The sequence below is a fragment of the Enterobacter sp. MGH 4 genome (assembly GCF_000534735.1).
Classification (GTDB): domain Bacteria; phylum Pseudomonadota; class Gammaproteobacteria; order Enterobacterales; family Enterobacteriaceae; genus Enterobacter; species Enterobacter intestinihominis.
Map to the genome: position 1 here is coordinate 178554 of NZ_KI973294.1, position 23993 is coordinate 202546.

The 23993-nt window shown below is 57.9% G+C and carries 22 protein-coding genes and 2 tRNA genes; 9 read left to right on the forward strand and 15 right to left on the reverse strand.

The genetic code is table 11. The annotated features are described in order from the left end of the window. Positions 1-17: 17 nt before the first annotated feature. The 11 genes from L350_RS07420 to mltB form a co-directional block, all read right to left on the reverse strand. Positions 18-94 (reverse strand) — tRNA-Arg (locus tag L350_RS07420). Between the two features lie 4 nt (positions 95-98). Continuing rightward, positions 99-191 (reverse strand) — tRNA-Ser (locus tag L350_RS07415). 342 nt (positions 192-533) lie between these two features. Continuing rightward, the gene (gene csrA, locus L350_RS07410; RefSeq protein ID WP_000906486.1) at positions 534-719 is read right to left on the reverse strand and encodes a carbon storage regulator CsrA; all 186 of its coding nucleotides are present in this window, start codon (positions 717-719) and stop codon (positions 534-536) included. A gap of 241 nt (positions 720-960) precedes the next feature. Then, complete coding sequence (alaS, locus tag L350_RS07405; RefSeq protein WP_023298452.1) at positions 961-3588, reverse strand: alanine--tRNA ligase; 2628 nt, start codon at positions 3586-3588, stop codon at positions 961-963. Positions 3589-3719: 131 nt separating this feature from the next. Continuing rightward, positions 3720-4220 carry a recombination regulator RecX gene (recX, locus tag L350_RS07400; RefSeq protein WP_017382782.1) on the reverse strand — a complete coding sequence of 167 codons (501 nt, stop codon included), beginning with the start codon at positions 4218-4220 and terminating at the stop codon, positions 3720-3722. Positions 4221-4288: 68 nt separating this feature from the next. Next, positions 4289-5347: a recombinase RecA gene (recA, locus tag L350_RS07395; RefSeq protein ID WP_022649140.1), complete on the reverse strand. Its 1059-nt coding sequence runs from the start codon at positions 5345-5347 to the stop codon at positions 4289-4291. Between the two features lie 89 nt (positions 5348-5436). Further along, positions 5437-5934, reverse strand: a complete 498-nt coding sequence (gene pncC / locus L350_RS07390) for a nicotinamide-nucleotide amidase (RefSeq protein WP_003862172.1) — start codon at positions 5932-5934, stop codon at positions 5437-5439. Between the two features lie 130 nt (positions 5935-6064). After that, complete coding sequence (locus tag L350_RS07385; RefSeq protein WP_032625933.1) at positions 6065-6943, reverse strand: metal ABC transporter substrate-binding protein; 879 nt, start codon at positions 6941-6943, stop codon at positions 6065-6067. 14 nt (positions 6944-6957) lie between these two features. Then, positions 6958-7818 carry a metal ABC transporter permease gene (locus tag L350_RS07380; protein WP_022649142.1) on the reverse strand — a complete coding sequence of 287 codons (861 nt, stop codon included), beginning with the start codon at positions 7816-7818 and terminating at the stop codon, positions 6958-6960. After that, positions 7815-8468, reverse strand: a complete 654-nt coding sequence (locus L350_RS07375; protein WP_032625935.1) for a metal ABC transporter ATP-binding protein — start codon at positions 8466-8468, stop codon at positions 7815-7817. Before L350_RS07375 ends, L350_RS07380 begins: the two co-directional genes overlap by 4 nt. Positions 8469-8778: 310 nt before the next feature. Further along, positions 8779-9879 (reverse strand): lytic murein transglycosylase B, encoded by a 1101-nt coding sequence (gene mltB, locus L350_RS07370; RefSeq protein ID WP_022649145.1) that lies wholly within the window; start codon positions 9877-9879, stop codon positions 8779-8781. Between the two features lie 251 nt (positions 9880-10130). On the opposite strand from mltB, the gene srlA reads away from it, so the two are divergent. The 7 genes from srlA (at position 10131) to gutQ (ending at position 15065) form a co-directional block, all read left to right on the forward strand. After that, complete coding sequence (srlA, locus tag L350_RS07365; protein ID WP_003862164.1) at positions 10131-10694, forward strand: PTS glucitol/sorbitol transporter subunit IIC; 564 nt, start codon at positions 10131-10133, stop codon at positions 10692-10694. Next, positions 10691-11650, forward strand: coding sequence for a PTS glucitol/sorbitol transporter subunit IIB (locus L350_RS07360; RefSeq protein WP_022649146.1), 960 nt, complete (start codon positions 10691-10693; stop codon positions 11648-11650). The genes srlA and L350_RS07360 overlap by 4 nt, the downstream gene beginning before the upstream one ends. A 12-nt stretch (positions 11651-11662) precedes the next feature. Further along, positions 11663-12025 (forward strand): PTS glucitol/sorbitol transporter subunit IIA, encoded by a 363-nt coding sequence (gene srlB, locus L350_RS07355; protein ID WP_022649147.1) that lies wholly within the window; start codon positions 11663-11665, stop codon positions 12023-12025. 14 nt (positions 12026-12039) lie between these two features. Further along, positions 12040-12819: a sorbitol-6-phosphate dehydrogenase gene (gene srlD, locus L350_RS07350; RefSeq protein ID WP_032625941.1), complete on the forward strand. Its 780-nt coding sequence runs from the start codon at positions 12040-12042 to the stop codon at positions 12817-12819. A gap of 91 nt (positions 12820-12910) precedes the next feature. Continuing rightward, the gene (gutM, locus tag L350_RS07345; protein ID WP_023298457.1) at positions 12911-13270 is read left to right on the forward strand and encodes a transcriptional regulator GutM; all 360 of its coding nucleotides are present in this window, start codon (positions 12911-12913) and stop codon (positions 13268-13270) included. A gap of 63 nt (positions 13271-13333) precedes the next feature. Then, on the forward strand, positions 13334-14107 hold the full coding sequence (locus L350_RS07340; protein WP_015571676.1) for a glucitol operon DNA-binding transcriptional repressor SrlR: 774 nt from the start codon (positions 13334-13336) through the stop codon (positions 14105-14107). After that, complete coding sequence (gutQ, locus tag L350_RS07335; RefSeq protein ID WP_023298458.1) at positions 14100-15065, forward strand: arabinose-5-phosphate isomerase GutQ; 966 nt, start codon at positions 14100-14102, stop codon at positions 15063-15065. Before L350_RS07340 ends, gutQ begins: the two co-directional genes overlap by 8 nt. On the opposite strand, the gene norR is transcribed toward gutQ, so the two are convergent. Further along, positions 15062-16576, reverse strand: a complete 1515-nt coding sequence (gene norR, locus L350_RS07330) for a nitric oxide reductase transcriptional regulator NorR (protein ID WP_032625943.1) — start codon at positions 16574-16576, stop codon at positions 15062-15064. The two genes, gutQ and norR, sit on opposite strands and share 4 nt — an antisense overlap. Positions 16577-16763: 187 nt before the next feature. Here norR and norV point away from each other — a divergent pair, with 187 nt between their 5' ends. Both norV and norW read left to right on the forward strand, forming a co-directional pair. Continuing rightward, positions 16764-18212 carry an anaerobic nitric oxide reductase flavorubredoxin gene (gene norV, locus L350_RS07325; RefSeq protein ID WP_023298460.1) on the forward strand — a complete coding sequence of 483 codons (1449 nt, stop codon included), beginning with the start codon at positions 16764-16766 and terminating at the stop codon, positions 18210-18212. Continuing rightward, positions 18209-19342 (forward strand): NADH:flavorubredoxin reductase NorW, encoded by a 1134-nt coding sequence (gene norW, locus L350_RS07320; RefSeq protein WP_032625945.1) that lies wholly within the window; start codon positions 18209-18211, stop codon positions 19340-19342. Before norV ends, norW begins: the two co-directional genes overlap by 4 nt. 79 nt (positions 19343-19421) lie before the next feature. On the opposite strand, the gene L350_RS07315 is transcribed toward norW, so the two are convergent. The 3 genes from L350_RS07315 to hypF form a co-directional block, all read right to left on the reverse strand. Continuing rightward, positions 19422-20579, reverse strand: coding sequence for a DDE-type integrase/transposase/recombinase (locus L350_RS07315; RefSeq protein ID WP_032624508.1), 1158 nt, complete (start codon positions 20577-20579; stop codon positions 19422-19424). Between the two features lie 173 nt (positions 20580-20752). Next, entirely contained in the window at positions 20753-21775 is a 1023-nt protein-coding gene (locus L350_RS07310; RefSeq protein WP_032625946.1) for a HoxN/HupN/NixA family nickel/cobalt transporter, read from the reverse strand. 1 nt (position 21776) lies between these two features. Continuing rightward, entirely contained in the window at positions 21777-23993 is a 2217-nt protein-coding gene (gene hypF, locus L350_RS07305) for a carbamoyltransferase HypF (RefSeq protein WP_032625948.1), read from the reverse strand.

Here is a 23993-nt window from a genome sequence, read left to right on the forward strand (position 1 = left end):
CAATATGAAGTAATAGATGGTGCATCCGGGAGGATTCGAACCTCCGACCGCTCGGTTCGTAGCCGAGTACTCTATCCAGCTGAGCTACGGATGCAAAATGGCGGTGAGGCGGGGATTCGAACCCCGGATGCAGCTTTTGACCGCATACTCCCTTAGCAGGGGAGCGCCTTCAGCCTCTCGGCCACCTCACCACACAACGCCTCTTTCGAGTGCTTCGAGCAACTCGTTAAGAGCTTCTCGTCGCTGCGTGGCGCATATATTACTTTCTGGGACTTATAAGTCAAACAATTTTCCACATGCTTTTTTCGTTTGCACAATTCGCACGCAATTCGCATGTAAAAGCCGCAAAGAGAGTGTTTTATAAGCGGATTTTGCAGGCATCTTCACAGAATTGTGTTGAGAGAAGCGCGTCATTTGGATGAGATAAGATTATGAGAGTGGTCAAAAACGAAGCGTTTGAAATAGAACGGTAACTTTATGCAGGAAAAATAGCGGGAGGGTTGCGTCTCGCCCGACAGCGAGACGCGACAATATCAGTAACTGGACTGCTGGGATTTTTCAGCCTGGATACGCTGGTAGATCTCTTCACGGTGGACAGATACTTCTTTAGGAGCGTTAACACCAATACGTACCTGGTTACCCTTTACCCCTAAAACTGTCACGGTGACCTCATCCCCAATCATGAGGGTCTCACCAACTCGACGAGTCAGAATCAGCATTCTTTGCTCCTTGAAAGATTAAAAGAGTCGGGTCTCTTGTATCCCGGCATTATCCATCATATAACGCCAAAAAGTAAGCGATGACAAACACATAAAGTGTAAGCAGTCACGGCATCACATTCTGTTAAACGTAAGTTTAGCCGATATACACAAACTCAACCTGACTTTATCGTTATCGATAGCGCAGTGAGCAAGACGCCATAACGTTACCGCTATGGCGTCTGCTTGTGCTTTGTAGTTATTACAGTTTCGCGCTTACCCAGCTTTCAACGCTGGCTAATGCCGCGGGAAGTGCCGCCGCATCCGTACCACCGGCTTGCGCCATGTCCGGACGACCGCCACCTTTGCCACCCACCTGCTGGGCGACCATGCCAATCAGTTCCCCTGCTTTGACACGATCCGTCACATCCTTAGAGACGCCCGCAATCAGAGAAACCTTACCCTCTGCGACCGTTGCCAGCACGATAATCGTCGAACCAAGCTGGTTCTTCAGATCGTCGACCATGGTACGCAGCATCTTAGGCTCAACGCCCGCCAGGTCGCTGACCAGCAGTTTGACGCCCTTAATGTCTACCGCTTTGCTGGAGAGGTTTGCGCTCTCCTGCGCCGCAGCCTGTTCTTTCAGCTGCTGGAGTTCTTTTTCCAGCTGACGGGTACGATCCAGCGCGACACGCACTTTCTCGCCCAGGTTCTGGCTATCGCCTTTCAGCAGCTGCGCGATCTCGTGCAGCTGGTCGCTCTGCGCATGCAGGCTGGCAATTGCACCTTCCCCGGTCACCGCCTCAATACGACGCACGCCTGCCGCCGTACCCGACTCGGAAACGATGCGGAACAAGCCGATGTCACCGGTGCGGGATGCGTGAGTACCGCCACACAGTTCGGTAGAGAAGTCGCCCATGCTCAGCACGCGAACGCGGTCGTCATATTTCTCGCCAAACAGCGCCATCGCACCTTTCTTCTTCGCTGCCTCAAGATCCATGATGTGGGTTTCGATTGGCAGGTTACGGCGGATCTGGGCATTCACCAGATCTTCCACCGCACGAATTTCAGACGGCTTCATCGCTTCAAAATGCGAGAAGTCGAAACGCAGCACTTTGTCGTTAACCAGAGAACCTTTCTGTGCAACGTGCGTACCCAGCACTTCGCGCAGGGCTGCGTGCATCAGGTGGGTTGCCGAGTGGTTCAGACGAATGCGCGCGCGGCGAGCTTCGTCAACGTTGGCCTGAACGCCCTCGCCCACTTTCAGAGAACCGGAAACCAGTTTGCCCTGGTGACCAATTGCCTGACCGTATTTCTGGGTATCGCTTACGCTGAAGCTGAAGCCATTGCCTTTCAGTTCGCCTTTATCGCCAACCTGGCCGCCGGATTCCGCATAGAACGGTGTTTTATCCAGGATAACAACCGCGTCCTGACCTGCGCTAATGCTGTCTACGGCTTTACCGTCAACAAACAGCGCGGTCACGTTGCTGGTCAGAGCCAGCTCTTCGTAGCCTTTAAATTCAGACGCGCTATCAACGCGAATCATCGCGTTGTAGTCCGCGCCAAAACCGCTGGATTCACGCGCACGACGACGCTGCTCTTCCATTGCGGCCTCAAAGCCTGCTTCGTCAACTTTGATGTTGCGCTCGCGGCAAACGTCCGCCGTCAGGTCAACCGGGAAGCCGTAGGTGTCGTACAGGCGGAAAGCGGTTTCGCCATCCAGCGTGTCGCCCTTGAGTTTCGCCAGCTCGTCGTCCAGCAGCGCCAGTCCGCGCTCCAGCGTACGGGCAAACTGCTCTTCTTCGGTTTTCAGAACCTGTTCAACCTGCGCCTGCTGGCGTTTCAGCTCGTCACCGGCAGAGCCCATCACGCCAATCAGTGGCCCAACGAGTTTATAGAAGAAGGTGTCCTTCGCGCCCAGCATGTTGCCATGACGGATCGCACGACGAATGATACGACGCAGCACATAGCCACGGTTTTCATTCGACGGGATAACGCCGTCAGCAATCAGGAACGCACAAGAACGAATATGGTCTGCGATAACGCGCAGTGATTTGTTGTTCAGATCGGTTGCGCCCGTCACTTCGGCAACGGCTTTGATCAGGGTGCTGAACAGGTCAATCTCATAGTTGGAGTTAACGTGTTGCAGAACGGCCGCGATACGCTCAAGACCCATACCGGTATCTACGGACGGTTTTGGCAGCGGCTCCATGGTGCCGTCGGCCTGACGGTTGAACTGCATGAAGACGATGTTCCAGATCTCAATGTAGCGATCGCCATCTTCTTCCGCGCTTCCCGGAGGGCCGCCCCAGATGTGGTCACCATGATCGTAGAAGATCTCGGTGCACGGACCGCAAGGGCCAGTGTCACCCATCTGCCAGAAGTTATCAGACGCGTAAGGCGCGCCTTTGTTGTCACCGATACGGATGATACGTTCGCGAGGGATACCCACTTCTTTTTCCCAGATGTCGAACGCTTCGTCATCGGTCTCATACACGGTCACCCACAGACGCTCTTTCGGCAGATTAAACCAGTTTTCACCGGTCAGCAGTTCCCACGCATATTGAATGGCGTCGTGTTTGAAGTAGTCGCCGAAGCTGAAGTTACCCAGCATTTCGAAGAAAGTGTGGTGGCGCGCGGTGTAACCGACGTTTTCCAGATCGTTGTGTTTACCGCCCGCACGCACGCAACGCTGTGAGGTTGTGGCGCGGGAATAATTACGCTTGTCGAGACCAAGGAACACATCCTTGAACTGGTTCATCCCGGCGTTGGTAAACAGCAGAGTCGGGTCATTGTTCGGTACCAGGGAGCTGCTGGCAACAACCTGGTGTCCCTTACTATGGAAAAAATCGAGAAACGCCTGACGGATCTCAGCGGTGCTCTTGCTCATAATTATCCTGAAATCAAGCTAACGAAATGTCGCAGCAGATCTGTATCTGTAAACAGTTGGACGGACCAGCTACTGGAAAAAGTGGGAATAAGATAAGTTTTCTTTAGTGGGAAGTAAAATCCCGCATGCGTTCAATCGGTAAAATTACGCCAGATATCCTGAATATCTTCCATCAGGAAGCCGCGGTAGAGCAAAAAGCGCTGGATTTTAACTTTTTCTGAAAATTCACGCGGCAGCGGCTCACCGTACTTTCGTACCGCCTGCTCACGCGCCAGTTCGCACCAGTCGATTTCACTTTCGCGCATGGCTTTTTCAATCGATTCACGGGCTACACCTTTCTGGTTCAGCTCCTGGCGGATACGCGCTGGCCCATAGCCTTTACGACCACGGCTGGCAAGAAAGCGAGCGGCAAAACGGCCGTCATCCAGATAGTGATGCTCGTAGCACCAGGCAACCACGCGGTCATAATCTTCCGCGGTGGCATCAATGTCTTCCGGACCGTTTTTGCTCATGACGGGCGCTGACAGTTTCCGCCGCAGCTCCTGTTCGCTATGGTCACGCACGGCAAGAATACGCACGGCCCGATCCAGCAAGCGTGAGTAGGCTGGTCGGCGTGATGTCGGTTCACTCATAAAAAACCTGTCGATTCAGAAATGCAAAAAGGGCCGCATCAGCAGCCCTTCATTTTTATCCGAGAGGATTAAAAATCTTCGTTGGTTTCTTCAGCATCCGCGCCGTCGACCACGAAATCAGGTTTAGAGTCCTGGTTGCTCAGCAGGAGTTCACGCACCTTCTTCTCAATCTCTTTCGCCGCCGCCGGGTTCTCTTTCAGCCAGGAGATAGCATTCGCTTTACCCTGACCAATCTTGTCACCGTTGTAGCTGTACCATGCGCCCGCTTTTTCAATCAGCTTCTCTTTCACGCCAAGGTCAACCAGCTCGCCGAGGAAGTTGATACCTTCGCCGTAGAGGATCTGGAATTCAGCCTGTTTGAACGGTGCTGCGATTTTGTTCTTCACAACCTTCACGCGGGTTTCGCTACCGACGACGTTATCCCCCTCTTTCACCGCGCCGATACGGCGGATATCCAGACGGACAGAAGCGTAGAATTTCAGAGCGTTACCGCCGGTGGTGGTTTCCGGGTTACCGAACATTACACCAATTTTCATACGGATCTGGTTGATAAAGATCAGCAGCGTATTGGACTGCTTCAGGTTACCCGCCAGCTTACGCATCGCCTGGCTCATCATACGTGCCGCGAGGCCCATGTGAGAGTCACCGATTTCACCTTCAATTTCCGCTTTTGGCGTCAGCGCCGCAACGGAGTCGACGATGATCACGTCAACCGCACCTGAGCGCGCCAGCGCGTCACAAATTTCCAGGGCCTGCTCGCCGGTGTCCGGCTGTGAGCACAGCAGGTTGTCGATATCAACGCCCAGTTTACGGGCATAGACCGGGTCCAGCGCGTGCTCGGCATCGATAAACGCACAGGTTTTACCTTCGCGCTGTGCCGCCGCAACAACCTGCAACGTCAGGGTGGTTTTACCCGAGGATTCCGGACCGTAGATTTCTACGATACGGCCCATCGGCAAACCGCCAGCGCCCAGTGCGATATCAAGAGAAAGCGAACCAGTGGAGATAGTTTCCACATCCATGGAACGGTCTTCACCCAGGCGCATGATGGAGCCTTTACCGAATTGCTTTTCGATCTGGCCCAGTGCTGCCGCCAACGCTTTCTGTTTGTTTTCGTCGATAGCCATTATTACTCCTGTCATGCCGGGAGAAGCAACTGCGCTTCACCATGGACTTCTGTTCTGTTGAGGCAATTATACTGTATAGTCATACAGTATCAAGTATTTTGTAGAAATTGTTGCCAGAGCGTTTTTAACGCGTATTCCGTTGCCTGACGACGCACGCTTTCGCGATCGCCGCTGAAGCATTCCCGGCGGGTGATCCCTTCACCTTTTGAGGTGGCAAAGCCAAACCAGACGGTGCCGACAGGCTTCACGTCGCTGCCGCCGTCCGGCCCCGCGATACCGCTGATGGAGATAGCGTAATCTGCGCGCGCCTCTTTCAGCGCGCCAATCGCCATTTCGATCACCACCGGCTCGCTGACCGCGCCATGCTGCTCAAGCGTGGCTTCACGCACGCCAATCATCTGCGCTTTAGCCTCGTTACTGTAGGTCACAAAACCGCGTTCAAACCAGGCGGAACTGCCAGCAATATCGGTAATTGCTTTCGCCACCCAGCCGCCGGTGCAGGATTCTGCGGTCGTGAGAGTCGCGCCGCGCTGTTTCAGCGCCAGCCCCACCACTTCGCTTAGCTGCATCAATTCATGGTCAGTCATTCTCGCTCCAGGCCTTAGAAAAACATGCAGCACAAGATAGCACTTTCTCATCAAATATGGGGATGCGCGTCGGGTTTTACGAGGGGGCTTCAGAAAAAAGCCGATGCGGGCGCATCGGCCAGAGAGACGCTTATTTCATGCTGTTAGCGAGGGTGTCTACATTGTGGCGAAACGCCTTGACGTAGGTGTCCGCCACGCCGCCCTTCGCGGACAGCGCTTCCGGGTAAAGTTCACCGCCCGGCTGGGCGCCCGTGGCGGTCGCAATCTGCTTCACCAGGCGCGGATCAAGCTGGTTTTCCATAAACCAGGTTTTCACGCCGTCAGCTTTAATCTGATTGATGATCTCCGCTACCTGCGCCGCGCTGGCTTCACTCTCAGACGACAGCCCCTGCGGCGCCATAAACGTCACGCCGTAGGCGCGGCTGAAATAGCCGAAGGCGTCGTGGCTGGTCAGCACTTTGCGCTTCGCCTGTGGGATGTCGCTGAAACGCTTTTTAGCCCAACCGTCCAGCTGAGAGAGCTGCGCAATATAGGGTTTACCGGTAGCTTCAAGCGCCGCCGTATCTTCAGGATCGGCCTTCACCAGCCCAGAGAGAATATTTTGCGCATACAGCGCGCCGTTCGCCGCGCTGTTCCACGCGTGCGGAACGGTCACTGTTTTACCGTCCTCTTCCAGCGTGTGCGTTTTCACGCCGTCCGAAGCAACCACCAGTTGGCCTTTGAATCCGGAGGCTTTCACCAGACGATCGAGCCAGCCTTCCAGCCCCAGCCCATTGACTACCACCACGTCGGCTTTACTCAGCGCCGCGCTGTCTTTGGGCGAGGGTTCGAAAGTATGGGGATCACCGTCCGGCCCCACCAGCGTCGTCACCTTCACACGATCGCCGCCAACCTGCTGCGTGATGTCTCCCAGGATGGAAAAGCTGGTCACCACATTAAGCGTTTTCGCCATTACGCCGTGCGTCATCATGCCGAGCGCGAGCGCCACGGCTAACCCTGTACGTTTCATCGTTTCCCCTTGCGTTAAAAAAGCGCCCGCAGGCTATCCGCCAGCCTGCTGCGCGTGCCAAATAAAACGGAAATAAAGAACAATGCGCTGGCGGTCAGCACAATGGAGGGCCCGGCGGGCAGACTCACTGCCCAGGAAAGGCTTAAGCCCAGCCACGCGCAAAAAATACCGCTGATACCCGCCATCAGAAGTAACCCTGGCAGGGTGCGCACCCAGCAGCGTGCCGCCACGGCGGGCAACATCATCAGCCCGACGGCCATCAACGTGCCGAGCACCTGAAAACCGGCCACCAGGTTGAGCACCAGCAGCGCCAGAAACAGACCGTGTAACATCCCGGGCAGCCAGCGCGCGTTCACCTGCAACCACGCGGTATCGAACGCTTCGCTGACCAGCCCACGATAAAACATCGCCAGCGTGAGGAGCGTGAACATGCAAACGCCCGTCACGAACAGGGCTGACGCGCTATCCACGGCGAGAATGGAGCCAAACAGAAGATGAAGCAGATCGACATTTGAACCGCGCAGCGACACCAGCGTGACGCCCAGCGCCAGGGAACCCAGGTAAAACCCCGCGAAGCTGGCATCCTCTTTAAGGGGCGTGCGGCGGCTGACCAGCCCGGCCACCAGCGCAACGGCGATCCCGGCAATAAACCCGCCGACAGTCATTGCCAGCAGCGACATTCCGCTGAGCAGATAGCCCACCGCGACACCCGGCAAAATGGCATGAGAAAGGGCGTCCCCCATCAGGCTCATCCGACGCAGCTGAAGGAATACCCCCAGCGCCGTGGTGCTGACGGAGAGCGCCAGGCAAACCACCAGTGCACGGCGCATAAAGCCGTACTCAATAAACGGCTGGAAGAATGTATGCCAGATCATGCCACCCTCACCCGCTCGGTTTTCCATTGGGGACTATCAGCGTCCAGACGTAACGTCTGCGGGAAGTGACGTGCTACGCGCTCGCTGTCATGCAGTACCGCCAGCAGAGTCTGCCCCTGCATATACATCTCCAGCATCAGATCCATCAGCACGTTGCAGGTCGCTTCATCGACGCCGGTAAAGGGTTCGTCCAGCATCACCAGCGGTGCCTGCTGCACTAAAACGCGGGCAAACAGCATGCGCTGGAATTGCCCGCCGGAGAGTTCATCGATGGTGGATAACGCCATGGACGCCAGCCCCACGCGCTCAAGCGCGCCGGCAATGCGCATGCGGGCATCCCGACGAAAACTGGCAAATAGCGAGATTTCTGGCCAGCAGCCCATGCTCACCACGTCCTGCACGGTCAGAGGAAATTGCGCCTCCAGCGCGTGACGCTGCGCCAGCCAGCCCACCACCGGACGTCTCCCCTGCCAGCGAAACGTACCGCTGACGGGCGGAAGAAAGCCAGCGAGCGTTTTCAGCAGCGTGGATTTGCCGCAGCCGTTGGCCCCGACGATGGCGGTCATGCTCCCGCGTTCAATCACGCCGGACAGTGCGCGCGTAACGGGCTGGCGATCGTAACCCGCTACCAGGTCGTTCATCACGATCATGGCAACGCCACCGCCCAGCGCACGGCCAGGCCGAGAAACAGAATGAGCACCAGCGCCAGCAGCAGCCGAACCGGGGATGAGAGAGAAAACAGGGACATGGACATCTCAATTCAAAATTATGTTATAACATAACAATAATGAAAGACGATTAAGATGTAAACGGCGGGAGTGAAATGGGAATGTGGCGAAATGTTTCTGCAAACTTCCCTCTCCCGTGGGAGAGGGTCAGGGTGAGGGCATCAGGCCGCACCGTGCGGGCAGCCATGCCGGGTGGCGGCGTTGCCTTACCCGGCCTACCCGTCGGGGTAACTTACTGGCTAAACGGTGACGCTGCCGGCACACGCGCCTGAGACACCGCCAGCCCCAGTTGCCACACCGCCATCGCATAGTGCGTGCTGTGGTTGTAGCGGGTAATGGTGTAGAAGTTCGGCAGTCCGAACCAGTACTGATAACCGGTTCCGACATCCAGGCGCAGCAGGCTCACCTGGTCAACATTGCCCAGCGGCTGCGACGGCGTTAAGCCTGCCGCTGCCAGCTGCGCCACGCTGTATTTGGTTTTAAATCCGTTTTCCAGACCAAACGCCTCGCCGTTTGCCTGCACCGCCACCTGGCCGCCCGGCGTCCAGCCGTGCGCTTTGAAGTAGTTGGCCACGCTGCCAATGGCGTCTTCGGGATCCCACAGGTTGATGTGACCATCCCCGTTAAAATCTACCGCGTACTGCTTATAGGAGGACGGCATAAACTGGCCGTAGCCCATCGCACCGGCGAACGACCCTTTCAGATCTAACGGATCGTCCTGTTCGTCTCGCGCCATCAGCAGGAAGGTTTCCAGTTCAGAGGAGAAATACTCGGCGCGGCGCGGGTAGTTGAAGGAGAGCGTCGCCAGCGCATCGAGGATGCGGGTTTTACCCATAATGCGTCCCCAGCGAGTCTCGACCCCAATAATACCGACGATGATCTCCGGCGGCACGCCATAGACCTGCCACGCGCGGTTCAGGGCGTCTTCATACTGATTCCAGAACACCACGCCATTTTGCACGTTGTCCGGGGTAATAAACTGTTTGCGATAGCGCAGCCACGCCCCGTTTGGCCCGGTCGGCACCTGGGCCGTCGGCGCCTGCCTGTCCATCAGGCGCAGCACGTAGTCCAGACGCTTCGCCTGAGACAAAATGGCATGCAGCTGCTGGCGATCAAAACCGTGCTTGCTCACCATTTTATCGATGAACTGTTCGGCCGCAGGGTTATTCGCGAAGTCGCCGCCCATCTGCATCATATTGTGCTGCGGCTCAAGCAGAAACCCGCCGGAAGGCGCGCCCGCCGTTTGTTGAACAGCTTCAGTCCTGGGTTTGCTACTACAGGCGGACAGGAGAATAAGCGCAGGTAACAGCGCTGCATAACGACGCTTGAACATGTGGCATCCATTTAACGAGTTCGGTAAGAACCCAGTATGGTAAAGCATCCGCAACACCTCAAGGAAGCGGTACACACCTCCCCAACGCAAATCCGCGCTTTTTTCCATCGAAAATCATTCGCCCCACCAATTATCTTTCATATTAATCCATTTTTCTTTCATTGTGAGATCTAATTAACACTTTAAAAGCTTTCAATTTGATTATTATTAGCCCCGAACAGACAAAAACAAACGCCCTACAGGAGAGAAGAATGATAGAAACCATCACCCACGGCGCCGAGTGGTTCATCGGGCTTTTTCAGAAAGGCGGCGAGGTATTCACCGGCATGGTGACCGGGATCCTGCCCCTGCTGATCAGCCTGCTGGTAATCATGAACGCGCTGATTAACTTTATCGGCCAGCAGCGTATTGAACGCTTCGCCCAGCGCTGCGCCGGAAACCCGCTGTCCCGCTACCTGATCCTGCCCTTCATCGGCACCTTTGTGTTCTGCAACCCGATGACCTTAAGCCTCGGCCGCTTTATGCCAGAGAAGTACAAGCCGAGCTATTACGCCGCCGCCTCCTACAGTTGCCATTCCATGAACGGCCTGTTCCCGCACATCAACCCCGGCGAGCTGTTCGTTTATCTCGGGATCGCCAGCGGCCTTACCACGCTTGGCCTGCCGCTCGGCCCGCTGGCGGTGAGCTACCTGCTGGTCGGTCTGGTCACCAACTTCTTCCGCGGCTGGGTGACGGATCTCACCACCGCCATTTTTGAGAAAAAAATGGGCATCCAGCTTGAACAGAAAGTCCATCTTTCAGGAGCTACAGCATGAACCGGATCCGCATTGAGAAAGGCACGGGCGGCTGGGGCGGCCCGCTGGAGTTCGACGCCACCGAAGGCAAAAAGATTGTGTACATCACCGCGGGCACGCGCCCGGCGATCGTCGACAGGCTGCACGAGCTGACGGGCTGGGAAGCGGTCGACGGCTTCAAGGAAGGCGAACCGCCGGAAGCGGAAATCGGCGTGGCGGTGATCGACTGCGGCGGCACGCTGCGCTGCGGCATCTATCCGAAGCGCCGCATTCCGACGGTAAATATTCACTCCACCGGGAAATCCGGCCCGCTGGCGCAGTACATCCTTGAGGATATTTATGTCTCTGGGGTGAAGGAGGACAACATCACGCTGGTGAATGGCACATCCGCGCCGCAAAAAGCGGCCCCGCGCGAGTACGACACCAGCAAAAAAATCACCGAGCAGAGCGATGGCCTGCTGGCGAAGGTCGGGATGGGGATGGGGTCCGCCGTGGCGGTGCTGTTCCAGTCCGGGCGCGACACCATCGACACGGTGCTGAAAACCATTCTGCCGTTTATGGCGTTCGTCTCGGCGCTGATCGGTATCATCATGGCCTCCGGCCTCGGCGACTGGATTGCCCACGGCCTCGCCCCGCTCGCCAGCCACCCGCTCGGCCTGGTGACGCTGGCGCTGATCTGCTCCTTCCCGCTGCTGTCGCCGTTTCTCGGCCCGGGCGCGGTGATTGCCCAGGTCATCGGCGTGCTGATTGGCGTACAGATTGGTCTGGGCAACATTCCCCCGCACCTCGCTCTGCCAGCCCTTTTCGCCATTAACGCTCAGGCGGCGTGCGACTTCATCCCCGTCGGGCTGTCGCTGGCGGAAGCACGTCAGGACACCGTGCGCGTGGGCGTCCCCTCCGTGCTGGTGAGCCGCTTCCTGACGGGCGCGCCCACGGTGCTGATTGCCTGGTTTGTCTCCGGCTTTATTTATCAATAAGAGGTTCCTGCCATGACCGTGATTTACCAGACCACCATTACCCGCATCGGCCAGAGCGCAGCCGATGCGCTGAGCGACCAGATGCTGATCACCTTCCGCGAAGGGGCGCCTGCGGATATCGAAGAGTTTTGCTTTATCCACTGCCACGGCGAGCTAAACGGCGAGCTGAAGGCCGGGAGCCAGCTTGAGCTGGGCGAGGCGCGCTATGCCGTGACCGCCGTCGGCGACGTCGCTGAACAAAACCTGCGCGAGCTGGGGCACATCACCCTGCGTTTTGACGGGCAGCCGCAGGCGGAGTATCCCGGCACGGTTCACGTTGAGGGGCCGGTTCCGCAGGCTGTCACACCAGGCTGTACGTTAAAATTTGTTGCGTAATTAAGGAGAAACACATGAGTCAGGTTGCCGTTGTCATTGGTGGGGGACAAACCTTAGGCGAGTTCCTCTGCCGTGGGCTTGCCGCAGAGGGTTACCACGTAGCGGTAGTGGACATTCAGAGTGAAAAAGCCGCCCGTGTGGCGGACGCCATCAACACCGAGTTTGGCGAAGGGATGGCGTACGGATTTGGTGCCGACGCCACCAGCGAGCAGAGCGTGATGGCGCTGGCCCGCGGCGTGGACGAGATATTTGGGCGTATCGACCTGCTGGTCTACAGCGCGGGGATCGCGAAAGCGGCCTTTATCAGCGATTTCGAACTGGGGGATTTTGACCGCTCGTTGCAGGTGAATCTGGTGGGCTATTTCCTCTGCGCCCGTGAGTTTTCCCGGCTGATGATCCGCGATGGTATTCAGGGGCGCATCATTCAGATCAACTCGAAATCAGGGAAAGTGGGCAGCAAGCACAACTCCGGCTACAGCGCGGCGAAGTTTGGCGGCGTGGGGCTGACGCAGTCTCTGGCGCTGGATCTGGCCGAATACGGCATCACCGTTCACTCGCTGATGCTGGGTAACCTGTTGAAATCGCCGATGTTCCAGTCCCTGCTGCCGCAGTACGCCTCCAAGCTCGGCATCAAAGCTGAAGAAGTGGAGCAGTACTACATCGACAAAGTGCCGCTCAAGCGCGGGTGTGATTATCAGGACGTGCTGAACATGCTGCTGTTTTACGCCAGCCCGAAAGCCTCGTACTGCACCGGGCAGTCGATTAACGTCACCGGTGGGCAGGTGATGTTCTGAGTTTAATCCCCGGTGGCACTGCGCTTACCGGGGCTACAACCCCCGTAGGCCGGGTAAGGCGCAGCCGCCACCCGGCAATTAAGGAGCCGATATGGTAACCGCATTAATCACCTTCGCCGCCCTCGCCTGGATCTGCCAGATGGCGTTTGGCGGCTGGCAAATCCATCAGTTTAACCGCGCCTTTGACGCCCTGTGCCAGAAAGGCCGTGTGGGCGTCGGGCGTTCCGGTGGACGCTTTAAACCGCGGGTTGTCGTCGCTGTTGCGCTGGATGAAAACAATAAGGTCTGCGATTCCCTCATCATGCGCGGCATGACCGTCTTTGCCCGCCCGGTGAAAATCCAGGCGATCAACGGCATTTTGCTGCATGAATTACAACCTGATGTGATCTTCCCCCATGATTCACTCTGTCAGAATGCACTATCATTAGCGCTTAATCTGAAACATGGATAATTTCGTTGTGAAAGTTATAAACTTGCGGAATTATCATTTCGCAACGTAAGGAACGAAGCGCCTATGAAACCACGTCAGCGGCAGGCGGCCATACTTGAGCATCTGCAAAAGCAGGGAAAGTGCTCGGTAGAGGATCTGGCCCACTACTTTGACACCACCGGCACGACAATACGCAAGGACCTGGTGTTGCTCGAAAACTCCGGCGCCGTCATTCGTACCTACGGCGGCGTGGTGCTCAATAAAGACGAAGCCGACCCGCCTATCGATCACAAGACGCTGATTAATACGCACCAGAAAGCGCTGATTGCCGAAGCTGCGGTCAAATTTATCCAGGACGGCGATTCCATCATCCTCGACGCTGGCAGTACCGTCCTACAGATGATCCCGCTGCTCAGCCGCTTTAATAACATCACCGTGATGACCAACAGCCTGCACATCGTCAATGCCCTGTCAGAGTTCGACAGCGAGCAGACCATCCTGATGCCCGGTGGCACCTTCCGTAAAAAATCCGCGTCGTTTCACGGGCAGCTGGCGGAGAATGCCTTCGACCACTTCAGCTTCGATAAGCTGTTTATGGGCACGGACGGCATCGACCTCAACGCGGGCGTGACCACCTTCAACGAGGTGTTCAGCGTCAGCAAAGCGATGTGCAACGCCGCGCGGGAAGTGATTTTGATGGCGGACTCGTCGAAGTTTGGCCGTAAAAGCCCCAACATTGTCTGTAGCCTTGAAAGCGTCGATAAGCTGATTACCGACGCAGGTATCGATCCGGCATTTAAAAAAGCGCTGGAAGCGAAGGGCATCGACGTGATCGTAACCGGAGAGAAAAATGAGTGATTTTCTGTTAAACGCAGGCCGCCAGACTCTGCTGCTGGAGCTACAGGAAGCCAGCCGCCTGCCGGAGCGTCTGGGTGAGGATTTTGTTCGTGCAGCCAACACCATTATCCACTGCGAGGGCAAAGTGATCGTGGCGGGTATCGGTAAATCCGGTCATATCGGCAAGAAGATTGCCGCGACGCTTGCCAGCACCGGCACACCGGCGTTCTTCGTGCATCCTGCCGAAGCGCTGCACGGCGATCTGGGGATGATCGAAAGCCGCGACGTGATGCTGTTTATCTCCTACTCCGGTTCAGCCAAAGAGCTGGATCTCATCATCCCTCGCCTGCAAGAAAAATCGGTGGCCCTGTTAGCGATGACCGGCAAATCCCGTTCGCCGCTGGCGCTGGCCGCGAAAGCAACGCTGGATATTTCCGTTGAGCGCGAAGCCTGCCCGATGCACCTGGCACCGACCTCCAGCACCGTCAACACGCTGATGATGGGCGACGCGCTGGCGATGGCGGTGATGCAGGCGCGCGGTTTTAATGAGGAAGATTTCGCCCGTTCCCATCCTGCTGGCGCGCTTGGGGCACGTCTGCTCAACAAGGTTCACCACCTGATGCGCACGGACGATGCCATTCCTCAGGTCAAACTCGACACCAGCGTGATGGACGCCATGCTGGAGCTGAGCCGCACCGGGCTGGGGCTGGTTGCGGTATGCGACAATGACCGCCAGGTGAAGGGCGTCTTCACCGACGGCGACCTGCGCCGCTGGCTGGTGGGCGGCGGCAAGCTGGAGGCGCGGGTATCCGAAGCAATGACCCGGGGCGGGCTGACGCTGAATGCCGACAGCCGCGCCATTGAAGCCAAAGAGGTGCTGATGAAGCGCAAAATCACCGCTGCGCCGGTGGTGGACGAGCACGGCAGGCTGTGCGGCGCGATCAACCTGCAAGACTTCTACCAGGCGGGGATTATTTAACCCTTAAGCCCCAGACGTTTCGCCAGCCTGTGAAGGTTGGCGACGTCCATCTCCAGCGCCCGCGCGCATGCCGCCCAGCTGCGGTTATTCTGCTCCAGGGCGCGGGTGATCATCTGACGCTGGAACGCATCCGTCGCCTCGCGCAGGTTTTCGTTCACGCTCTCAGGTATCACTGGCTTCACGGACGGCGTCGTTTCCTCATGCAGCGCGAAATGGCGCGCATGGATAACCACTTCATCCCCCGAACGCGTAGCCCGCGCCAGCACCACCGCGCGGTGAATCGCATGTTCCAGTTCACGCACGTTACCCGGCCAGCCGTAGCTCAGCAGGTGCGTCCTCGCGCCGGGGCTTAGCACCACGCGGGAAAGCCCCATTTTGTGCCGACACTGTTCGCAGAAAAAGCCCGCCAGCAGCACCACATCATCGCCCCGCTCGCGCAGCGGCGGCACCGTGAGCGGGAACACGCTCAGACGGTGGAACAGATCGGCGCGGAAATTGCCCGCCAGCACCTCTTCGCGCAGATCGCGGTTCGTCGCCGCCAGCACGCGCACATCCACGCGTAAGCTGCGATCGTCACCCACGCGTTGAATATCGCCATACTGCAACACCCGCAGCAGTTTGGCCTGGAGCGAAAGGGAGAGTTCGCCAATTTCATCGAGGAACAGCGTGCCGTTATCAGCCATTTCGAACTTGCCGCTGCGGTTGCTGATCGCCCCGGTAAAGGCTCCTTTGACGTGTCCGAACAGCTCGCTTTCCGCCACGCTTTCCGGCAGCGCCGCGCAGTTGAGATACACCAGCGGGTTCACCGCACGGGGCGAGGCTTCGTGGATCGCTTTCGCCACCAGCTCTTTACCGGTGCCGGTCTCCCCGAAGATCAGCACGTTCAAATCAGACGCGGCGACAATCTCAATCTCTTTTTTAAGCTGCGCCATGCCCGGCGAAAGGCCAATCATTTCGGTGTGCGCCACCTGCTCAAACGCCGTCGGGCTACCCGGAAGAATATTCTGGCTCTCCAGCTGTTCTATCAGCAGGGCGTTGTTCAGCGCCCCGGCCGCCAGCGCGGCAATCAGCCGTAGCTCTTCGTCGCTGAAGGTATCGAACTGATCCGGCGACATGCCGTCGAGGGTTAACGCGCCAATCAGGTTCTGCCCGGCAAACAGCGGCAGGCCGATACAGGCGTGAACCTTCAGGCTCTCCTGGCCGGGGATCAGGCCGTCGTACGGATCGGGCAGATCGCTGTCTGCCGGGAAACGCACCACATCACCCGCACGGGCGATGGTTTCCAGACGCGGGTGACCCTCCAGGGTAAAGCGCCGCCCGAGTACGTCCTTCGCCAGACCGTCGATAGCCAGCGGAATAAACTGCCGCCCTTCGTAACGCAGCAGCGCCGAGGCATCGCAATCCAGCACGTGGCGCAACGTGGAGATCAGCCGCTGAAAGCGGTCCTGATGACCAATACCGGTTTGCAGTTCTATGGCGATCTTCGCCAGCACATCTACGGAAAAGCTCATCGCTGCCTCACTGTCATTTTGACAACACATAGTGTCATATTGACAATTTTTAAGATAGTCAAAATGACTACCCATTAGGGAGAATAAAAATATAAATACATTATTTTCAATGAGTTAAAAAACTGGCACGCAACTTGATATATGACAGTCATCTTATTTGAAAACGCCGTATTAAGTTGAGGTTGCTATGTCTATTCTGGTTAAAAATAACATTCATTGGGTGGGTCAACGTGACTGGGAAGTACGTGATTTTCACGGGACGGAATACAAAACGCTGCGCGGCAGCAGCTACAACAGCTACCTCATTCGCGAAGGTAAAAACGTCCTGATCGATACCGTCGATCACAAATTCAGCCGCGAGTTCGTGCAGAACCTGCGCAGCGAAATCGATTTGAATGACATCGACTACATCATCATCAACCACGCGGAAGAGGATCACGCCGGGGCGCTGACCGAGCTGATGTCCCTCATTCCGGATACCCCGATCTACTGCACCACCAACGCCATTGACTCCATCAACGGCCACCACCACCATCCGGAGTGGAACTTCCACACCGTAAAAACCGGCGACACGCTGGATATCGGCAACGGCAAACAGCTGATCTTTGTGGAAACCCCAATGCTGCACTGGCCGGACAGCATGATGACCTACATGACCGGTGACGCGGTGCTGTTCAGCAACGACGCCTTCGGCCAGCACTACTGCGACGAACGTCTGTTCAACGACGAAGTGGATCAGACCGAGCTGTTCGAACAGTGCCAGCGCTACTACGCCAACATCCTGACGCCGTTCAGCCGTCTGGTCACGCCAAAAATCACCGAGATCCTCGGCTTCAACCTGCCGGTGGATATGATTGCCACCTCCCACGGCGTGGTATGGCGTGAAAATCCTACCCAGATCGTCGAGCTGTACCTGAAGTGGGCGGCGGACTATCAGGAAGATCGCATTACGATCTTCTACGACACCATGTCCAACAACACCCGCATGATGGCGGACGCCATTGCCCAGGGCATCAACGAAGTGGATCCGAACGTGGCAGTGAAAATCTTCAACGTGGCGCGCAGCGATAAGAATGAGGTATTGACCAACGTCTTCCGCTCCAAAGGCGTGCTGGTGGGTACCTCCACCATGAATAACGTGATGATGCCGAAAATTGCCGGACTGGTGGAAGAGATGACCGGCCTGCGCTTCCGTAACAAACGCGCCAGCGCCTTTGGTTCACACGGCTGGAGCGGCGGCGCGGTAGACCGTCTCTCCACCCGTTTACAGGATGCCGGTTTTGAGATGTCCCTGAGCCTGAAGGCGAAATGGCGTCCGGATCTCGACGCGCTGGAAATCTGTCGCCAGCACGGTCGCGACATTGCCCGCCAGTGGGCGCTTGCGCCGCTGCCGGAAACCGCACCCGCCGCGGCTGCTGCGCCGGAAGCCGTAGCAGAAGCCGCTCCTGCCGCTGCCGACCTCGGCCCCTGCATGCAGTGCAGCGTCTGCCAGTGGATTTACGATCCCGAGCTGGGCGAGCCGTTGCAGGATGTCGCGCCGGGTACACCGTGGAGCGAGGTGCCGGACAACTTCCTCTGCCCGGAATGTTCCCTCGGAAAAGACGTCTTTGATGAACTGGCAACGGAGGCAAAATGAGCCACGGCATCGTCATTATCGGCTCGGGCTTTGCCGCCCGCCAGCTGGTGAAAAATATCCGCAAACAGGATGCTAACGTGCCGTTGACGGTGATCGCCGCCGACAGCATGGATGAGTACAACAAGCCTGATTTAAGCCACGTCATTAGCCAAAATCAGCGCGCCGACGATCTCACCCGCCAGACGGCGGGGGAGTTTGCAGAACAATTTAATCTGCGTCTGTTTCCGTACACCTGGGTCACCGATATCGACGCCGACGCCCACGTGGTGAACGCGAAAGATAAAACCTGGCAGTACGACAAGCTGGTGCTGGCGACGGGGGCATCGGCGTTTGTGCCGCCGGTTGAGGGCCGCGAGCTGATGGTCACGCTCAACAGTCAGCAGGAGTATCAGGCCAGCGAGACCCTGTTACGCGACGCCACACGGGTGATGATTGTCGGTGGCGGGCTGATTGGCACCGAGCTGGCGATGGACTTCTGCCGGGCGGGAAAATCCGTCACCCTGGTTGACCACGCGGCCAGCATTCTGTCAGCGCTGATGCCGGCAGAAGTAAGCAGTCGCTTACAGCATCGTTTGACCGACATGGGCGTGCATCTGCTGCTGAAATCGCAGTTGCAGAGCCTGAGCAAAACCGAAACCGGCATTTGTGCGACGCTCGACCACAACCGCAGGGTGGAAGTGGATGTGGTTATTGCGGCGACGGGGCTGCGCCCGGAAACCGCGCTGGCGCACCGCGCAGGCGCAGAGATCAATCGCGGCGTGAAGGTAGACAGCTACCTGCAAACCACCCAGCCGGACATTTATGCCCTGGGCGACTGCGCGGAAATTAACGGCCAGGTGCTGCCGTTCCTGCAACCGATTCAGTTGAGCGCCATGTTCCTGGCGAAAAACCTGCTCGGCGGCAACGCCCCGGTGAAATTACCCGCCATGCTGGTGAAGGTAAAAACGCCGGAACTACCGCTGCATCTCGCAGGTGAAACGCAGCGTCAGGATCTGAACTGGGAGATTGCCCTTTCGCCTCAGGGCATGGTGGCGCGCGGCACCGATACTGTCGGTCAGATGCGCGCCTTTGTGGTCAGCGAAGACAGAATGAAGGAGGCCTTCGCGCTGCTGAAATCGTTACCTGCTTAACCCTCGTCATGCCGGGTGGCGCTCCTGTATGACCGGATACATAGGTAACAGATCAGACCGGGAACATAGGTAACACTTTTCAGTCTATCCGGAGCACACTCTGGGTTTTTCGGTCGTAGTACGCAAGCGTTATTCCATTAAAGATGATGGCCTCCAGGCCATCATCTTGTTCTTCCAGCATGATGTACTCATCAGTCAGCGCTTCACTCAGGAACACCGTCCCCTTTTTCCCCATATAGAGTGTCCCCCTTGATTTCACCCTGTAGACCGTACCTCCTTCCGGATAAGCATATTCAGGAACCCTGCCATCCCAGTGCCGGCCTGAGGGGTGCCATACCGTTCCGGGCGTTGCACCCGCCAGGGCTTCATGCGGCCTTTCGTAGTTAAACTCTTCCCGGTAGCCACTGAACCACCGCTGTTGTTCTTCCATCGTCATAAATATGTTGCCCTGTTTTACTGCACTTTTCAGCGAACGATGCATTCGCTCATGACGGCCGTTTTCTTCCGGATGCCCCTTTCTGATGCGTTCCGGTCTGATGCCCAGCTTTATCAGCCAGACTGCAAGGCGACTTAACCCGGCGATACCTGTTCCTGCGAAAGGCTGACCATTATCCGTTCTCAGGACTTCCGGCAGACCGTACTCCAGGAACGCATCCGTCAGGCACTGCCTGACGAAGGGCTCGCTCTCCCGGTCTGCTCCCCGGCAGCTCAGAAGATACCGGCTGTGATTGTCGGTGAGGGTGAAGGGATGACAGTATTTCCGGCTCAGCAGCCTGAACTTGCCTTTAAAATCAGCGCTCCAGACCTGATTGTTCTCACTGATGATGGTCAGGGGCTGGCGATTGCCCGGGGTTCTGCGTTTTCGCTTTTTATCCGGAACCAGGCCTTCACGCTTGAGGATATCGCCGATAGTACTGGCAGCGGGGACGGTAAAATCGACGTGATGATTGAGCAGCCACATCCGCAGTTTTTTGGGGCCCCAGTCAGGGTGTTTTTGCCTCAGGGCCGTAAGCTGCCCGGCGATATCATCAGGAACTGTCCGGGAGTGGGAGTGCGGAGCACGCGACCGGTCAGAGAGAGATGACAGGTCAGAGGGGTCAAAACGCTGAAGCCATTTGTAACCGGTTTTTCGACTGATGCCGAAGAGACGGCAGAGGGCAGAAAAAGAATCCGTACCTGCATGGCAGGCACGGATAAAATCAAGGCGTTGCATAGGTCGGGTCTCAGTCCAGGGCATAGCGAGTCTCCTCTTCTATGCCAGTTATAACTGTTACCCATGTATCCGGTCTAAAGTGTTACCCATGTTTCCGGTTCATACCCTCCGCTTACCCGGCCTACTTAACACCATAACGGTAAACCTTGTAGGCCCGCGCAAGCGTAGCGCCGCCGGGCAAAACAGGGCTGCGTGGTTCAGGACCGCACCACCAGCGCGTCATAACCGCGCCAGCGGTAGTTCGCCATCGAGATCAGCCAGCAGGCGACAAACAGCCCGACCACCACAAACCCGGCGTCGCCCAGGTTATCGTTCACCGCGCCAATCAGATCCCACACGCCGCCGCTGAGGGAGAACTTGTCCATCAGCAGACCCAGCGCTTCCAGCCCGCCGATAAACAGCGCCACCACCACCGAAGTGCCGGTGATGGTCATGTTGTAGTACAGCTTGCGCTGCGGCTTGTTGAATGCCCAGCCGTAGGCACCCACCATCAGCAGGTTATCGAGCGTATCCACCAGCGCCATGCCGCTGGCGAAGAGCGCCGGGAAGATCATGATCGACCACACCGACATCCCGCTGGAGGCGCTGGCGGTGGAGATCCCCAGCACGCCGATTTCGGTGGCCGTGTCAAAGCCGAGGCCAAACAGGAAGCCCACCAGATACATCTGCCAGCTTTTATTGACGAGGCGGAAGGTTTTGCCGAACAGCCAGTTCATGACGCCACCCTGGGCAGGCAGCGTGATGTCGCCCTGCACGGGCCTGCCGTGTTTCAGTGCCTGAAAACTGCGCCAGACGCCGCGCAGGATCACCATATTCACCAGCGCCATCGCCAGCAGGAAGGTGGCGGAGACGGCAGTGCCAATCAGGCTTCCGGTTTCGTGGAACCATTCCATATTTTTCTGAAACGCCGTGGCGGTGGCGGCGATGGCAATGGAGGCCAGCACCACGATGGTGGAGTGTCCGAGGGAAAACCATGCCCCCACGCCGGATGGGCGCTTGCCCTGCTGCATCATCTTACGCGTCACGGTATCAATCGCGGCGATATGGTCGGCATCCACCGCATGACGCAGTCCGTAACACCAGGCCAGCAGGCTGGCCGCCATCAGCGCCGTACTGCCGCTAAAGGTGTGCCACGCCAGCCCCCAGGCCAGCAGGTTAGCCATCACCAGAGCCAGCAGCAGGCACGCTGCACGAGGTTCATTGCGTAAAAGTCGTAACATTTTAAATCCTTTGTGAACATGATCGGGCGGCAGCAACCACCGCCTGCCCGAAGGAGATCGCTCCGTCGCCTGCGGGCAGGCGCGAAGGAAAAAGAAGCGTGAAATCAGAAAGGTAATGACGAAGGCGCGCGCGTAGCAGGCGGTTGTGAAGGACACCTCCGCTGAAGCACACCGTAGAGAGCGACCGTCGGCGGGCATGCGTTGCCGCCAGTTCGCTCAGCCCTTTTGCCAGCGCATCGTGAAAGGCCCAGGCGCGCTCTCCGGGCTCCGCCCGCCAGGCCAGCCACTGCTGCCAGAACAGCGCAAGGTTATCCGTCTTGAGCGTCACCGGATGATCAACCCCTGCACAGCGTTCGGCCAGCGCCTCCAGCCGGCACGCGGCTTCGCCCTCATAGCGTTGCGTTTCAATGCCCAGCGCACAGGCCACGGCGTCAAACAGACGACCACAGGAGGAGGCCCGCGGCGCATTGATACCGCGCGACACTGCCGTTGCCAGCAGCGGCCAGTTTTGACACTGTACCGCCTCTGTTTCCGGGTACTGCTGCCAGTCAGGTACGAACGCCAGACAGTGGGCGAGCAAATTGCGCCACGGCTGTTTTGCCGCCAGATCGCCCCCCGGCAGCGCAACGGCTGGCAGACCGCCCAGCCGTTCGCAGTCGCGATAGTTCACCCGCAGGCACTCGCCGCCCCACATCGCGCCGTTCTCACCCATACCGATCCCATCCAGCGTCAGGGCAATAACATCCCCGCCGTCGAGCGGCCAGCCATTCTCCGCCAGACACGCTGCTGCATGCGCATGATGATGCAGCACGGTCTCAACGGGCAGCGCCTGCGCCCGGGCCCACTGTCGGGCGTGATATCCCGGATGGGCATCGCACACCACGCGCTCTGGCTGGAAGGCGTAGATGTCCTGCATCGTCGAGAGCGCACTGCGCCACTGCGCCTCTACGCCCTCGTCGCTCAGATCGCCAAAATGCTGGCTCAGCACCGCCTGGTTGCCACGTACCAGGCAGAAGGTATTTTTCATCTCCGCGCCGGTGCATAACATGGGCGAGATGTCGCGGAATCCGGCGGGCAATGTGATGGCATCCGGCACAAAACCGCGTGCGCGACGCAGCATCGCACCGTCCCGATCCATTACTGAATCATCCATCCGTTGAAGAATATCACGGTTGTGCAGCAGGAAGCCGTCAGCGATGTCACTGAGTTCTTCCAGCGCCTGCTGGTTGCTTATGGCGGGTGGATGGCCGCTGAGGTTGCCGGAGGTCATCACCAGCGGGCGCTGGCAGTCCAACATCAGCAAATGCTGGAGCGGGTTCGCAGGTAGCATTACGCCGACCGTATTCAGCCCCGGCGCAATCTCCTCAGGAAACGCAGGAAGGCAGGCTTTTCGCGTCAGCACAATCGGCGCAGCGGGTGAACCTAACAGCGTCTTGATGGCCTCCGGCAGATCGTTCGCATGCGGGATCATCACCGCCAGCGGCTTGGTCGGGCGCTGCTTGCGTGCCCGCAATTTCCGAATCGCCTGTGGGTTAAGCGCGTCGCAGACCAGGTGAAATCCGCCCAGCCCTTTGACCGCCACAATCCCGCCGTTTTTCAATCTCTCCACCGCCGCGCTTAACGCCGATTCGCGGGTGGTGGCAGCATCCCCGGCTTGCCACTCCAGCTGCGGCCCGCAGTCCGGGCAGGCCACCGGCTGGGCGTGAAAACGCCGGTCAGCCGGGTTGCGGTACTCCGTTTCACAGGGCACACAGAGCGGGAAAGGCGCCATTGACGTGGCCGGGCGGTCATAGGGCATGGCGCGGATAATGGTAAACCGCGGCCCGCAGTGGGTGCAGTTGATAAACGGGTAGCGATAACGGCGCTCGCGCGGATCGCGCATCTCCGCCAGGCATGCGGGACAGGTGGCGGCATCCGGGACGATTTGCGTATCCATCGCCCCGCTCTCGCTGTGGCGGATGACAAACTCGTCCGGCAGCGTATTCCAGCTGTACGGCTGCGTTTCAACGCGATCGATGCGCGCCAGCGGTGGGCAGTCCTGGCGCAGTCTCGCGGTAAAGTCACCCCCACTACCCGCGAGACGCACCAGGACACCCTCTCCGTCGTTGCACACGTCGCCCGCCAGCCCCAGCTGGTGTGCAAGCTGCCAGACGAAGGGACGAAATCCTACCCCCTGCACCTTGCCGCGCACCCGAAGCTGTACGCCGTTAACGCGCAT

Excerpts from the sequence above, each read along its gene's own strand:
- csrA (WP_000906486.1), bottom strand. The coding sequence starts at position 719 with ATGCTGATTCTGACTCGTCGAGTTGGTGAGACCCTCATGATTGGGGAT.
- alaS (WP_023298452.1), bottom strand. The coding sequence starts at position 3,588 with ATGAGCAAGAGCACCGCTGAGATCCGTCAGGCGTTTCTCGATTTTTTC.
- recX (WP_017382782.1), bottom strand. The coding sequence starts at position 4,220 with ATGAGTGAACCGACATCACGCCGACCAGCCTACTCACGCTTGCTGGAT.
- recA (WP_022649140.1), bottom strand. The coding sequence starts at position 5,347 with ATGGCTATCGACGAAAACAAACAGAAAGCGTTGGCGGCAGCACTGGGC.
- pncC (WP_003862172.1), bottom strand. The coding sequence starts at position 5,934 with ATGACTGACCATGAATTGATGCAGCTAAGCGAAGTGGTGGGGCTGGCG.
- L350_RS07385 (WP_032625933.1), bottom strand. The coding sequence starts at position 6,943 with ATGAAACGTACAGGGTTAGCCGTGGCGCTCGCGCTCGGCATGATGACG.
- L350_RS07380 (WP_022649142.1), bottom strand. The coding sequence starts at position 7,818 with ATGATCTGGCATACATTCTTCCAGCCGTTTATTGAGTACGGCTTTATG.
- L350_RS07375 (WP_032625935.1), bottom strand. The coding sequence starts at position 8,468 with ATGATCGTGATGAACGACCTGGTAGCGGGTTACGATCGCCAGCCCGTT.
- mltB (WP_022649145.1), bottom strand. The coding sequence starts at position 9,879 with ATGTTCAAGCGTCGTTATGCAGCGCTGTTACCTGCGCTTATTCTCCTG.
- srlA (WP_003862164.1), top strand. The coding sequence starts at position 10,131 with ATGATAGAAACCATCACCCACGGCGCCGAGTGGTTCATCGGGCTTTTT.
- L350_RS07360 (WP_022649146.1), top strand. The coding sequence starts at position 10,691 with ATGAACCGGATCCGCATTGAGAAAGGCACGGGCGGCTGGGGCGGCCCG.
- srlB (WP_022649147.1), top strand. The coding sequence starts at position 11,663 with ATGACCGTGATTTACCAGACCACCATTACCCGCATCGGCCAGAGCGCA.
- srlD (WP_032625941.1), top strand. The coding sequence starts at position 12,040 with ATGAGTCAGGTTGCCGTTGTCATTGGTGGGGGACAAACCTTAGGCGAG.
- gutM (WP_023298457.1), top strand. The coding sequence starts at position 12,911 with ATGGTAACCGCATTAATCACCTTCGCCGCCCTCGCCTGGATCTGCCAG.
- L350_RS07340 (WP_015571676.1), top strand. The coding sequence starts at position 13,334 with ATGAAACCACGTCAGCGGCAGGCGGCCATACTTGAGCATCTGCAAAAG.
- gutQ (WP_023298458.1), top strand. The coding sequence starts at position 14,100 with ATGAGTGATTTTCTGTTAAACGCAGGCCGCCAGACTCTGCTGCTGGAG.
- norR (WP_032625943.1), bottom strand. The coding sequence starts at position 16,576 with ATGAGCTTTTCCGTAGATGTGCTGGCGAAGATCGCCATAGAACTGCAA.
- norV (WP_023298460.1), top strand. The coding sequence starts at position 16,764 with ATGTCTATTCTGGTTAAAAATAACATTCATTGGGTGGGTCAACGTGAC.
- norW (WP_032625945.1), top strand. The coding sequence starts at position 18,209 with ATGAGCCACGGCATCGTCATTATCGGCTCGGGCTTTGCCGCCCGCCAG.
- L350_RS07315 (WP_032624508.1), bottom strand. The coding sequence starts at position 20,579 with ATGCCCTGGACTGAGACCCGACCTATGCAACGCCTTGATTTTATCCGT.
- L350_RS07310 (WP_032625946.1), bottom strand. The coding sequence starts at position 21,775 with ATGTTACGACTTTTACGCAATGAACCTCGTGCAGCGTGCCTGCTGCTG.
- hypF (WP_032625948.1), bottom strand. The coding sequence starts at position 23,993 with ATGCGCGTTAACGGCGTACAGCTTCGGGTGCGCGGCAAGGTGCAGGGG.